Raw genomic sequence first — 13,426 nt, 5'->3', positions numbered from 1 at the left:
ATGAGTAATAAATTACAATTAACCACATTAGCTGTTTTGGTGTCCGCTGCGCTTCCTGCGCAAGCGGCGCTTTATAAAGTGGTGGAAGTAACCCCAAGTGTTTCAGGTTCTGAGTACTATGGTACTGCGATTGAGCCATCTGATCCTACGTTAAACGCAGCTAATCCATTAGGGTGTTTTGGCAGTGATTGTGGTACAGGTTCAGCGTATAAATTAGCCGGTGAAACTCGTGACCGTGCTGAAGGGGTTTCATATACTGAAGAAGTTCCTTTTGCGATGGATAATTCCTTTGGCTATATCGAAGATGATTATGATGGCTTTGAAGACTATTGTTTTTACCAACTAGGCTACTCTACCTGTGAATACTGGGCTAATAATCAGTGGACTGGTTGGTCTAACGAGATTTATGGCAGTAATGATAAAAACTCTTTAGCATTTATTGAAACTGCAGCAGAAGCTCCTTCAGGATCGATTAATACAGTAATTAATTCATTAATCACTGTTAGTGGTGCCGTTAGCTCTATTGGTAACTATAGCACTGCGTCTTCGCGTAACCTTCCTATTTCTGGTAATACGTTAGTAGATATTGCTGGAAAAAAATGGCCGCAAGCACATCAATGGAGTTCTGATAACGAATTTACGGTCGGAAGTGTCACTTCGAAAACAGGCATTGATACTGATAGGTATTATTACTCTTCAAAAGCTGCTGTATGGAATGGAACGACTTTAACTGCTATTGATTGGGATGATAACCGCGAGAAAGATGGCGATTATTATGCTCAAGGCAGTATGCGTGATCTCCATGTTGATGGTACTGAATTTTATGGTGTAGGTTACAATAACTATGATGACCAACACATGAATGCAACTATTTTTAGTGCTGTTCTTGATGGAAGTCGCAATTTAACTAGTATTAAATCAACACAAATTAGTGGTGCTCAGGTTGAAATTAGTGGTGATAACGTAAACACTAATTCTGTTGCTACGAACATTAATGACAATTTAGTGGTTGTCGGTCAAGCTAAGCGTTCTGGTAGTTACCCCCAAAATGGGGCGGCGGGAAATCGTTTATTCGTTACTTCGGTGACTTCGCCAACGGCTCACTTCTTGGATTCATCAGATGGCGATATCTTCTTTAATGGTGTTGGTGGGGAGATGGGTGGCATCAATAATTTCAATGAGATTGTTGGTCGTATCGATGTTGATACATTCCGTGAATATGATGGTAAACAACGCCGCCAGCGCGCGTTTATTTATCCATACAAACCAACAGAATCTGCGCGTGCTGATATTTTCCAAAATAAAGCATGGATCATCGATAATTTAACGAACGGTGGTACATACTCTGGAAATAATAACCAATATCGTATTTATGATGCGACGGATATTAATGATGCTGGCGTTATCTCGGCGACTGCGACTAAATGTTATGATGAAAATGGATCTACAGTTCAAGAGTATGATTCAACGGCTCATGATGCATATTGTGGTGACGGGAATGGTACTGAAAAAATTGTAGCTGTTAAATTGGTTCCGATCTCGGATCCTTCGAACCGAAACATTGAAACTCGTGGTTATGAGAATAATACAACAGAACGTCAAGGCGGTTCATTAGGCTTTGGGGCTCTGACATTACTTGGTTTGTTTGGTTTCATGCGTAAACGTAGTAAATAACATCCATTAATGATAATTAGCCCGAAGTCACAATCTTAGACTTCGGGTTTTTTTATACTTGAATAAAGTGAAAAGTTGTCCGATTCTTAAAGTGTCATCATGAAATGTTCGTGATGAACCCTAATGGAAAATAATAGGGTATGAGTAGTAAAGTAGTACATTTTTGAAGTATACAGACTTACATCTATGAGGACTGAACTATGAAGAGACAAAAGCGTGATCGTTTAGAGCGAGCACAATCACAAGGGTATAAAGCGGGTATTAATGGCCGCTCATCAGAAAACTGCCCATATCAAACAATGGATGCTCGCTCATGCTGGCTTGGCGGCTGGCGAGACGCTAGAGATGACAAACAGTCCGGTTTGTTTAAATAACACGGTAGAATTTAAGACTAAAGCCTCTATTTGAGGCTTTAGTTATATTTAAGGTATTAAATCAGTCACACTAACGCACTATAACTTAATTGTGTGTACCAAAAATAAAGCTAGCATAGTGCTAGCTTTAAGTAATGCAATCAATAACGATTTAATTAGAATGCAGACGTATCTTGGAAAAGGCCAACTTTTAAATCTTTTGCAACATAGATTTCTTTGCCATCAACAAGAACGCGGCCATCAGCTAAACCCATTACCAATTTACGATTGATAACACGTTTAAAGTCGATTTCATACGTTACTTTTTTAGCAGTAGGGAGTACTTGTCCTGTGAATTTAACTTCACCAACACCAAGAGCTCGACCTTTACCTTGACCACCAACCCAACCAAGGAAGAAGCCAACAAGTTGCCACATCGCATCTAAACCAAGACAACCAGGCATTACTGGATCACCAGGGAAGTGACAATCAAAGAACCATAAGTCTGGAGTAATATCTAGTTCAGCGATAACTTTGCCTTTACCAAATAAACCTTCAGTTTCAGACATTAGTGGAATACGATCCATCATCAACATGTTTGGAGCTGGTAATTGTGGGCCATTTGGACCAAATAGTTCGCCACGGCTTGATGCTAGTAAATCTTCGCGATCATATGAACTAGGTTTGTTTTGCATTAAAGTATTACTCCTAAATAAGTTGTAGATATTCTAGCGAACACTTGTACGCTTATCAAGTCTGATCAGCTCTGGTTAAACCAGTTCTTAATACGACAAAATAGAGCAGAACATTGACTCGGATTATGCTCAACATCTTCAATGTGTTGGGCAATTAAAGAGAACATCGATTCATGTTCTTCAGATTGTAATGGTAAGCCCGTTAATAATTCAACAGCTTGCTCAACATGACTAATAGGATGAATTGTAAACTGTTTTTGCTCAACAGCTCGAATTACATCATCTGAAAGTACAAGATTAATTCCATTTGTTTGTGGGATAATAACACCTTGCTCTCCAGTTAACCCGCGTTTATCACACAGCTGAAAGAAGGCTTCAATTTTTTCATTTACACCGCCAATGGGTTGCACCATACCGAATTGATCAACCGATCCTGTTATCGCCAAACTTTGATTAATCGGCGTAATAGCAAGGGCACTAAGTAATGCACATAATTCAGCAAGACTTGCGCTATCCCCATCGACTTCACAATAAGATTGTTCGAAAACCATTGAAGCGGTAAAAGGCAATGGTTCATGTGTATCTAATTGGCTTAGTATATAAGCTTGCATAATTAACATGCCTTTCGCATGTAAATCACCACCTAACTCTACCTTTCGTTCAACATCCGATAACTCGCCATCACCAGGGTGAACAACACAAGAGATTCGCGATGGCTCACCATAAGAAATTGGATGACCAGGTACTGATACGACAGTCAAGCCGTTAATCTGCCCAATTTTTTGACCTTGAGTTTCAATATGAATATTTTGTTCTAAAATATCGTCTAAAGCTCGGGATGGTAAATAAGATTCTACGTAATATTTTGCTTCAAATGATTGTGTAAAATCATCAGCGCTAATATGTGTTTTTGATTCAGAAGCTAAAGAAGCATGCGCTAAAATAGAATTTAACCATAATAAACACAAATTAAGCCGAGTCTGATCTTCACATTCACGAGCACCTAGTTTGAGTAGGGGAAGCAACGCAGAGCCGTTTGCTAGTGGTAAATGATTATGCTTATTTGAAAGTGATTGAATTAGCAGCACATAATCAGTGACAGTGTCACTAGATAACTGTGTATCCAACTCATATTCAGAAAACATCGACATACCAGCGAGTAGATCGGGTTCTAATAGCTCAATTTCCCCTAAAAGTGCACGGTCACTAACAATAATTAGTTTAACATTCGCTGTTAAATAATGGATGTTAGTCATCGGTGATTTTGAATCACTCGCGGGGATAGCAACGGAATGGCCTTGCAGCAAACTTTTTAGGCGTGGCCATAAGTGAGGATTTGCAAGTAAAACACTTGGGGACATTACCAAAAAACCGCCGTCGGCTTTTTGTAATAAGCCCGTTTCTAACACATCACTTTTATTATGGTAAACACCAAAGAGCTCTGAGTCAGAAGCGCTTTCAACTATAATGACAGGAGGTGCTTCTGAATTTAATACGCGATTTTCAGCATTCAATATTAGCCAACTCGCTACATATTCACGATAAACGTGATTATCTAACGCATTGATTTGCAGAATGTTAACACCATTTATACGAGAAAAATCCGCTAAAGCTTGGGTTAACCTAGGCTGAAGAGAATAGGGTGATTGTGCGTCACTGACATGGGATAAATTCAATGTATCAAGAATGTTATCGTACTGAGGCTCGAGTAAAAATGGCGTGTCTAACTGCATGCTTACTTATATATAAAAAATAAAACTGATTATACATTACATAATTGCATACGTCTGATTTTTCAGTACTTACATTATCAATTAGATGAAGGTCTAATTATAGAGTGATTTTATTGAAGAATAGACAAAGTCGAGTTACACTGTCACCCAAATAATCCCCCTAACATTGAGTACTTGTCTATGAAATATCAACAACTTGAAAACTTGGAAGCTGGTTGGAAATGGATGTATTTATTTAATAAACATCGTATGGGGGAATCTATTACTTGTTATATCGATTCAAGTGAAGAACAACAGATGGTTAATGTCTTTTTAAAATTAGAACATGAACCGGTTCATGTTCTGGAATGGATTCAAAAACACATGAATCCGGATTTACAAAATAAGTTAAAACAAGCGATTAGAGCAAAAAGAAAGCGTCACTTTAACGCTGAACAAGAACATACACGTAAGAAGTCTATAGATTTAGATTATAGAGTATGGGAAAAGTTGTCTCTTAGAGCTCAAGACCTTGATTCAACACTCTCTGATACTATTGAGTATTTGCTAAGTGAGGCTTCTAGAACAGAAAAAGCAAGCCAAACAGTGTCATCATTAAAAGCGGATTTACATGAATTATTAAAATAAGATGTAAATCCACAATAGCTCTAAGGCACTATAACTTAATCATTTATATCAATCAAAAAGCTCGATCACGAGCTGGTTATTTTTTATAACCAAATTAGGCTCTGCTGATTTGATAAGTGATTCTTTAAGTTTATTAGCATTAAGCTTATAGGCTGGTTGATTTGATAATCCATAGCCAATAATTGAAATCGCCGGTTTTAAGAGTGAACTTAACTCCGGAGATAATTGATTAGTTTTATCCTCAAACTTTTCCAATCGTAATGATTTTAAATAAATCTCACCTGATTCTTTACGGTATTCAGGAATCGCACTGAACTCTAAAACCAAGTCGAGAGTTTGGTTTGGTTCGCTCATCATTTGAATGTCAGCCGTCGTATTTGCATAAACACTGATTCGATCCTTATCAATACGTCCAATCTTAACATCGACATTATCAACATTCACTTGTGCGTATAATAAGCCTGGAATACCTACAGACTTATCGACATTAATTTCATCAGTTAGATAATCTGTCATTTCTTGTTCTGTAATCGAATAACTAGTGCAGCCAGATAAAGAGAGCACAAACAAGAAAGAAAATAATAACTTTAAATTTTTCATAGGGATAAATGCCTTAATAGATTTCATATATAATCGTGACAATGTAACAGTTAACTGGATGCGCGTAGTGTAACTTAAGACCATCGAATTCTATAGCCGATAAGGTTATAAACTAATAATAGATGCTAATTTAAGAATACATAATGAAATAGGCATTTATTTTAATCACAATAACAGTGCGTATTATATATCTTATGTTAAATATGGTTTGGGGTTAATGTAATGGATCATCATCTACCTGTTTTCTCTACCCTATACCATCCCAATGTTCATAACGAAGCTATTTAACGATAATCGTATTTACCATAAAATAGCTAATCATCATTAAATAATACTTCGTATTTATCTAGTGATGATTAGCCAAGCTTTAATGAATCTAAGATCAATTTTAATTCTTGTGCTCGTACTGGTTTCGAAATGAAATCATTCATACCAGCATCTATACATGTTTTCTTTTCTTCATTCATAGCATGTGCTGTTAATGCTAAGATTGGTAAATTATAACCTTTCGCTCTAATTTCTTTTGTCGCACTGATGCCATCTTTTATTGGCATAGATACATCCATTAAAATTAGGTCGAAATTCTGATGTTTGTTTTCTATCGCTTCAACTGCCATGCATCCATTATCGACTAACGTTATCTGATGTCCTTGACCTTCAAGAAGTAATTGAATGACCGCTTGATTTGCTTTGCTGTCTTCAGCAATAAGAATATTGAGTGTTCGAGTTGATTTATCAGTCACGTCATTATTATTTAAAGTAATACGTTTTGGACATTCTTTCGTTTCTTTAAATGGTAATGTTACGGTAAAAGTACTGCCTTCATTAATGACACTTTTAACCGAAATAACACCATTCATTAGTTCAGTAAGTCGTTTTATTATAGATAAACCAAGTCCAGAACCACCGAATTGACGAGTAATTGAGCTGTCTGCTTGTACGAATGGCTGGAACAAGTTATTTAATACATCTTTAGATATACCAATTCCTGTATCCGTGATGGCTATCTTGGTTGAATTATACTCTGTTTGTGTAATATTTATCCATATAGATCCTTTTTTGGTGAATTTAACAGCGTTACCAACTAAGTTAAATATGATCTGCATGATTCTTGCTGCATCTGCTATTACGTAGTTAGGCACACTATGTGACACCGTAACAGTTAAATTTATTCCTTTATCTTTACTCTTTTCCTTGAAGTAATTCGTTGAATTAATAATAGTTTCTAATAAATCTATTGGTTGTTCATCTAAAACAAAAGTCCCAGCTTCTATCCTAGATATATCAAGAACGTCACTAATAATAGCCAGCAGAAGTTGTGCTGAAACCTCCATCTGATCAAGCCATTCGTATTGTTCTTTCGATAAAAGACTTTCGTTAAACACATCAACCATACCAAGGATTGCATTCAATGGTGTTCTTATTTCATGGCTCATCATAGCTAAAAATTGAGATTTAGCTTTGTTGGCAGTTTCAGCTTCTTGTTTCGCTTTTTGTATTTGTTGAAGCCGTTTTTTTCTTATTGATATATCTTTAGCTGTTCCTCTGTAACCAATAGGTTGTCCAACGTCATCAAAATAAGGAGTACCACTAATGCTCATGCAAACCTGTTGTTTAAATATAGATGGCCACCATTCGAGTTCATCAAATGACTTAATCATTGATTTTGAAGATAAAATTTGAGATGTTGTTGGGTTATCATTGATTAGAGTTAATAAATTACGATCTGTGATAACAATGGTTTTAATGGTAGAGTCTGAAATATAAGTAAAATTAAAATCTAAATCAGTCTCCCAGAACCAATCCCCCGCAGATTCTGCAAAATCCTTAAAACGATCATTACTTAAATGCAATTCTTTGGTTTTAATATTAACTAATGAATGCAATCTGTCTTTGTAATCAATATCTATAATCGCACGCTCAACTAAAGGAATAAATCGCTGCATTTTTTCTTTAGTCGAAGATGAATACATACCAAACGTAGAACTCATTAGCATAATAATGGCATAACCAGAATGGGATTTAATACCAGTTAAAGATATAGATTCAAAATCAGATTGGATATGTTTTGGGATAAATGAAAAGTGTGGATTATCACAAGGACTAAAAAGGACGATACTTTCATTATGACAAGCACGATAAAATAAATCGTTATATGCCCATGCTAATAAATTAAAGCGCTCATTAGTCGAGGCTAAAACTGTAAATTGTTCAATTTCAGAAGAAGAAGATAAAACGATGGCGTTGTCGAAGGGAACAAATTTTTTAACGACATCAAGTAATTCATTAAAAATATCCTGTTTGGTTTGAGCATCAGAGATAGCAGATAACCCACTTAAAATAGCTTCATTTTCTTTGTATAAATGCGCCTCTCTTTCTTTACTCCGTTTTAATTCTAATAATGCTTCCTGAAGCTGTTCTTTTTCCGTGTAGTCCTTCACTTTATTTATGCACCTAATAATGGAATAAAACAGCTGAAACCATCAAATTACCGTGGGCATTTTCACCACCAGTAAATCGACCTTGTTCGCCAAAAGTAAATGGACAAATATAAGAGGTATTGTGCATAGCATCATTTAGTGACTGGCAAACATCTGACATGTACATATTAATATGCATCATTGAGCCAGCGCAAAAAATATTTATCCCTCCAACAGGTTCAAATTTATCGTTTTTCATGCAGATGGCGGAATCGATCACTCTTTTAGGTCGAGAAATAATTTGCTCTGTATCACCTATCATTAGGAATAATTCTTCCCCTTCATTTATTTTAGCGAAGCACTCCATCCCTCCATCATGAGTAAATTTCACGGGATGAGCTAATTTAAAATAAGGTACAGAATACATCGTTCCTGCTACTCTTCCCAACGGGTATTGGGTCACTCGTTCTAACAGATTCTTAGTATCCCCAATTTGCATTGGTATTTCTGTCCATTCTTTATAAACATCAATAACCGGTTTATTATCAATTTCATATATTGTTCGGCCATTGGTTTTTGTCGCGATTCCTGATATCCCAGAGTTGGCATAACCCGAATGAAATGAATAAGAAACTTTACACGTTGGGTAAAATACAGAAATTGAAATACCTTGGTTTGTTGCACCCTGCTGAGTAAAAATAGACCAATTTCCCTTTGCATAATCATCCGCAGCAGAACCGCCAATTAATGGTACTGGTGTACCAAAAAATGCATCAATTGTTTCAATTATTTTTTCTTCATACCCTGGTGTTGCATGTAATAATATTAATGATGGCAACTCACCATATCTCGTGCTATCAGCAATTGCTTGATTTAAAACCTGCTTAGTTAACTGACTAATATCATGTGATTCACTTGGCAATTCCAGAATTCCAGTACCATAACTTCCTTTTACATCAGTTAATACCCATAATCCAAGAGATGAATGAGAAGAGAAACCATCATCCGTCATTACTCCTTTACATGAAGTACACCCATGTATTTTACTGTTAGGGAATTGCTCTTTTAAATAATCAAGAATCTTCTTACTATTATAATTCTCTGTGAAATAACAAAGAATGATACTTGGTGGTATGATCGATATATTGAGTTGACTAACGCACTCTTTTATTGCTTCTGTTGAGTCATTTAATTGAGAAACACTGGTAATTATCTGCATAAATTGTCCAATTTTCATTACTTAATTATGCCATTCAAAGATAATTACCTGTGAATGCCTATTAAATAGGCATTTAAATTATAACCTATTGATATATTTTATCTTTCTGAAATAAATATCACACTTATGACTTGTTCGCCATTTGAGAAATTTACTTGCCATGTCATTTTATTGTGTGTGCATTGAGGCACAAAAGTTGAGTATGACATTTGCTGCTCAAGCTTGGTTGGTATTGTAAACTTTAGAGATCCCATTTGCATACCTACACTCGTCGCTTCTGCGATCCAGTTTGAATCTAAACCATCCGTTAACAATCTCAGCGCAGCATGTTGCATAATTGGTCTTTTTTCGACATCAATACTAACCTGTTTTCCGTCCACATTAAATGAACAAGCTTGCTTTGATATATCGCATAAAGCGGTTGTTTTTATAGTTGATTTAATCGGATTGTTTTCTTCATAGGTAATTGTTCTCCATGTAAATGCTGAAATTAACACAACTAATAAGAATATAAGTTGAAATAAACGTGGGCCTGTTAACTTTTCTATCGCCATTAGTATAAAAACCTGTGTTATCTAGTTCAAAAAAAAAGAAAAAATGTTGCTTAACCGTAAACTTACTACGGGCATCAACTATGATTCATTTTTGAAGTGAAGTATCATTGACCCCGAAAACACTATTTTTGCATTAAAAAAGAATATTTCAAAATAAAAGGGTCACAAATCCAATTATTAAGAAGTTGAATTTTGGATGGTGTTGCGAACTTTGTTCGCGTTAAGGAAAGTAAAGTGTAGTTATAATAAAAAAGTGGAAGCATGCAATTATGAGCCAATTACAGCAGCATGAACAAAACTACAACTATACCGTTGTTCGTCAATTCACCTTAGTTACCATTCTATGGGGTATTGTTGGCATGGGTGTAGGTGTATTAATTGCCGCTCAATTAGTCTGGCCGCAACTGAATTTTGACACACCATGGCTTACGTATAGCCGTTTGCGTCCTCTGCATACTAATGCAGTGATTTTCGCATTCGGTACAAGTGCCCTATTTGCAACATCTTATTATGTTGTTCAGCGTACTTGTCAAACACGTTTGTTTGGTGGTCCATTAGTTGCGTTCACCTTCTGGGGATGGCAAGCAATTATCTTAGCAGCAGCAATTTCGTTGCCTCTAGGAATGACATCAGGAAAAGAATATGCAGAATTAGAGTGGCCGATCGATATCGCTATCACTCTAGTTTGGGTGGCTTATGCCATTGTATTCTTTGGAACTCTGTTTAAACGTAATACTTCTCATATTTACGTTGCAAACTGGTTCTTTGGGGCCTTCATTTTAACCGTTGCCGTTCTTCATATTGTGAATAGCCTTGCTGTTCCAGTATCACTGACTAAATCATATTCGATTTATTCTGGTGCGGTAGATGCGATGGTTCAATGGTGGTATGGCCATAATGCAGTAGGTTTCCTATTGACTGCTGGCTTCCTAGGAATGATGTACTATTTCGTACCAAAACAAGCAGAACGTCCAGTTTATTCTTACCGTTTATCTATTGTTCACTTCTGGGCATTAATATCACTTTATATCTGGGCTGGTCCTCACCACTTACATTATACCGCTCTACCTGACTGGACTCAGTCTTTAGGTATGGTGATGTCATTGGTTCTATTCGCACCGTCTTGGGGCGGAATGATCAATGGTATAATGACGTTATCTGGTGCTTGGCATAAGCTACGTTATGACCCTATCCTTCGATTCTTAGTCGTTTCTTTATCGTTCTATGGTATGTCTACCTTTGAAGGTCCGATGATGGCGATTAAATCAGTTAACGCACTCTCTCATTATACTGACTGGACTATCGGTCATGTTCATTCTGGTGCGTTAGGTTGGGTTGCTATGGTAACGATTGGTTCACTGTACCACTTAATTCCTAAACTATTTGGTCAAGAGCGCATGTACTCTGTATCACTCATCAATGTTCATTTTTGGTTAGCGACAATTGGTACTGTTCTTTATATCGTGGCAATGTGGATTTCAGGTGTTATGCAAGGTCTAATGTGGCGTGCAGTTAATGCTGATGGCACATTAACGTATAGCTTTGTTGAATCATTAGAAGCCTCTTACCCATTCTATTTCGTTCGTTTTGTTGGTGGTTTAATCTTCCTTTCAGGTATGTTCCTACTTGCATATAATGCATATAAGACCATTTCTTCACCGAAGAATAGCCTAAAAGCAATTCCTCAACCGGCACAATAAGGAGACCAGATTATGAGTTCTAATCGTCATGAAATCATAGAAAAAAATGTTGGCCTTCTAGCCGTTTTGGTTGTTGTTGCTATCAGTTTTGGTGCATTAGTTGAAATCACCCCACTGATTTTCCAAAAGCAAACCACTGAGCCTGTTGATAACTTACGTGTATACACGCCACTAGAAATGGAAGGTCGTGATATTTATATTCGTGAAGGTTGTAACGTATGTCACAGCCAGATGATCCGACCATTCCGTGCAGAAACGGAACGTTACGGTCATTATTCTGTTGCGGGTGAAAGCGTTTGGGAGCATCCATTCTTATGGGGTTCAAAACGTACAGGCCCCGATCTAGCTCGTGTCGGTGAGCGTTATTCTGATGAATGGCATCGAGTTCATTTAATGAACCCTCGTGATGTAGTTCCAGAATCAAACATGCCGGGCTTCCCTTGGTTAGCCGAAAACGTGCTTGATGGTGAATTAACATCGAAGAAAATTGCTATTTTCCGTAATAATTTTGGTGTGCCATACACTGAAGAAGATGTAAAAAATGCATCTGACGCAGTCAAAGGCAAGACAGAGATGGATGCGCTTATTGCTTATCTTCAATCTCTTGGTCACGCAATGAAGTAAGGAGGTCCACATGGACGCTGGAACTATTCATGCAATTTGGACTGTCATTCTGTTTTTCAGCATGATGGGTATTATTTTCTGGGCATACAGTAAACGTCAAACGACTCGCTTTGAAGAAGCGGCAAATTTGGTTTTTGCTGATGAGCAAGAAGATACTTCAAGCCAAAATAAGACAGGAGTTGATAAAGAATGAGTACTTTTTGGAGCCTCTGGATAAGTGTAATTACCATTGGTACGTTAATTGGTTGTGGTTTACTTCTTCGTTTCTGTTTGAAAAATACAACAGGAATTAAAGAAGGTGACGACATGGGTCACGAATACGATGGTATCCGTGAGCTAAACAACCCGTTACCAAAATGGTGGGCTTACATGTTTTGGGCCACCATCGCTTTTGCAGTGGTCTATTTAATTCTTTACCCAGGATTAGGTAATTTTAAAGGCGTATTAGGCTGGACAAGCTCAGACCAAACGGTTCGTAATGTTGAAGAGTCAAGAGTATCTATTGCTCGAGCTCATAAAGACAAAACGCTGGATCAATTTGCTCGTGAACTTGATGAAGCCAATACTAATTTTGGTGAAACATTCTCAAAACTTGCCTATAAGCCAGGAACTTCAGAGTTCCGAGCAATAGAAGAAATTGCTCATGATGATGAAGCCAGAAAAGTAGGTCAACGTTTGTTCCTACAGAACTGTTCTCAATGTCATGGTTCAGATGCAAGAGGCATGAGTGGTTTCCCTAACTTAACCGATACTGCATGGTTATATGGTGGAGAACCACAAGCAATCAAAACGACGATTATGAATGGTCGTGTTGGTAACATGCCTGCTTGGGGTGATGCTTTAGGTAAAGATGGTGTTAAAGAAGTAGTCAGCTACACACTTAGCCTATCTGGTCGTAAAGTGAATGTAAAAGAAGCGGCTGCAGGTAAACAACGATTTATCGTTTGTGCTGCATGTCATGGTACAGATGGTAAAGGTAACCCTGCTTTGGGTGCTCCAGATCTAACTGACCATGATTGGCTGTTTGGTGACTCACGCGCTGCTGTAACAGAAACAGTAACAAATGGTCGTCAAGGCGTAATGCCAGCATGGAAAGATGTATTAGGTGAAGAGAAAGTACAACTTCTTGCCGCATACGTCTGGAGCCTAAGCAACAATAAATAAAAAGACAGCCCCTGAATGTATATATTCAGGGGCTTTTTATTTTTTAATACACGCTTTAATAGG

General features: G+C 37.2%; 13 protein-coding genes. 7 read left to right on the top strand and 6 right to left on the bottom strand.

Annotated features, from left to right (window positions below; translation table 11 throughout):
- Both A6E04_RS05765 and rmf read left to right on the top strand, forming a co-directional pair.
- A complete protein-coding gene (locus A6E04_RS05765; protein ID WP_065610433.1) occupies positions 1 to 1,674 on the top strand; it encodes a DUF3466 family protein in 1,674 nt (557 codons plus the stop codon).
- A gap of 200 nt (positions 1,675 to 1,874) precedes the next feature.
- The gene (rmf, locus tag A6E04_RS05760; RefSeq protein ID WP_012550205.1) at positions 1,875 to 2,048 is read left to right on the top strand and encodes a ribosome modulation factor; all 174 of its coding nucleotides are present in this window, start codon (positions 1,875 to 1,877) and stop codon (positions 2,046 to 2,048) included.
- 155 nt (positions 2,049 to 2,203) lie between these two features.
- On the opposite strand, the gene fabA is transcribed toward rmf, so the two are convergent.
- Both fabA and A6E04_RS05750 read right to left on the bottom strand, forming a co-directional pair.
- Positions 2,204 to 2,722 (bottom strand): bifunctional 3-hydroxydecanoyl-ACP dehydratase/trans-2-decenoyl-ACP isomerase, encoded by a 519-nt coding sequence (gene fabA, locus A6E04_RS05755; protein ID WP_012550206.1) that lies wholly within the window; start codon positions 2,720 to 2,722, stop codon positions 2,204 to 2,206.
- Between the two features lie 65 nt (positions 2,723 to 2,787).
- A complete protein-coding gene (locus A6E04_RS05750) occupies positions 2,788 to 4,455 on the bottom strand; it encodes a S16 family serine protease (RefSeq protein ID WP_065610431.1) in 1,668 nt (555 codons plus the stop codon).
- A 180-nt stretch (positions 4,456 to 4,635) separates the two neighbouring features.
- Between A6E04_RS05750 and matP the strand changes: the two genes are divergently transcribed.
- Positions 4,636 to 5,082 carry a macrodomain Ter protein MatP gene (matP, locus tag A6E04_RS05745; RefSeq protein ID WP_023603238.1) on the top strand — a complete coding sequence of 149 codons (447 nt, stop codon included), beginning with the start codon at positions 4,636 to 4,638 and terminating at the stop codon, positions 5,080 to 5,082.
- A gap of 48 nt (positions 5,083 to 5,130) precedes the next feature.
- On the opposite strand, the gene A6E04_RS05740 is transcribed toward matP, so the two are convergent.
- The 4 genes from A6E04_RS05740 to A6E04_RS05725 form a co-directional block, all read right to left on the bottom strand.
- A complete protein-coding gene (locus A6E04_RS05740; protein ID WP_023603239.1) occupies positions 5,131 to 5,682 on the bottom strand; it encodes a YceB family lipoprotein in 552 nt (183 codons plus the stop codon).
- 356 nt (positions 5,683 to 6,038) lie between these two features.
- A complete protein-coding gene (locus tag A6E04_RS05735; protein WP_065610429.1) occupies positions 6,039 to 8,123 on the bottom strand; it encodes an ATP-binding protein in 2,085 nt (694 codons plus the stop codon).
- A gap of 13 nt (positions 8,124 to 8,136) precedes the next feature.
- The gene (locus tag A6E04_RS05730; protein WP_244886252.1) at positions 8,137 to 9,339 is read right to left on the bottom strand and encodes an FIST signal transduction protein; all 1,203 of its coding nucleotides are present in this window, start codon (positions 9,337 to 9,339) and stop codon (positions 8,137 to 8,139) included.
- 80 nt (positions 9,340 to 9,419) lie between these two features.
- Positions 9,420 to 9,875, bottom strand: coding sequence for a hypothetical protein (locus A6E04_RS05725; RefSeq protein ID WP_065610427.1), 456 nt, complete (start codon positions 9,873 to 9,875; stop codon positions 9,420 to 9,422).
- A 269-nt stretch (positions 9,876 to 10,144) separates the two neighbouring features.
- Between A6E04_RS05725 and ccoN the strand changes: the two genes are divergently transcribed.
- The 4 genes from ccoN to ccoP are packed head-to-tail and all read left to right on the top strand — an operon-like array spanning position 10,145 to position 13,363.
- Positions 10,145 to 11,575 (top strand): cytochrome-c oxidase, cbb3-type subunit I, encoded by a 1,431-nt coding sequence (gene ccoN, locus A6E04_RS05720; protein WP_017022336.1) that lies wholly within the window; start codon positions 10,145 to 10,147, stop codon positions 11,573 to 11,575.
- A 12-nt stretch (positions 11,576 to 11,587) separates the two neighbouring features.
- Positions 11,588 to 12,199 (top strand): cytochrome-c oxidase, cbb3-type subunit II, encoded by a 612-nt coding sequence (gene ccoO, locus A6E04_RS05715; RefSeq protein ID WP_017022335.1) that lies wholly within the window; start codon positions 11,588 to 11,590, stop codon positions 12,197 to 12,199.
- Between the two features lie 10 nt (positions 12,200 to 12,209).
- Positions 12,210 to 12,392: a cbb3-type cytochrome oxidase subunit 3 gene (locus A6E04_RS05710; protein WP_012550215.1), complete on the top strand. Its 183-nt coding sequence runs from the start codon at positions 12,210 to 12,212 to the stop codon at positions 12,390 to 12,392.
- Entirely contained in the window at positions 12,389 to 13,363 is a 975-nt protein-coding gene (ccoP, locus tag A6E04_RS05705) for a cytochrome-c oxidase, cbb3-type subunit III (RefSeq protein WP_012550216.1), read from the top strand. Before A6E04_RS05710 ends, ccoP begins: the two co-directional genes overlap by 4 nt.
- The last annotated feature ends 63 nt before the right edge of the window (positions 13,364 to 13,426 follow it).

Source organism: Aliivibrio logei, from assembly GCF_001691055.1.
GTDB lineage: Bacteria > Pseudomonadota > Gammaproteobacteria > Enterobacterales > Vibrionaceae > Aliivibrio > Aliivibrio salmonicida.
This window is presented reverse-complemented; position numbering and strand designations above follow the sequence as displayed.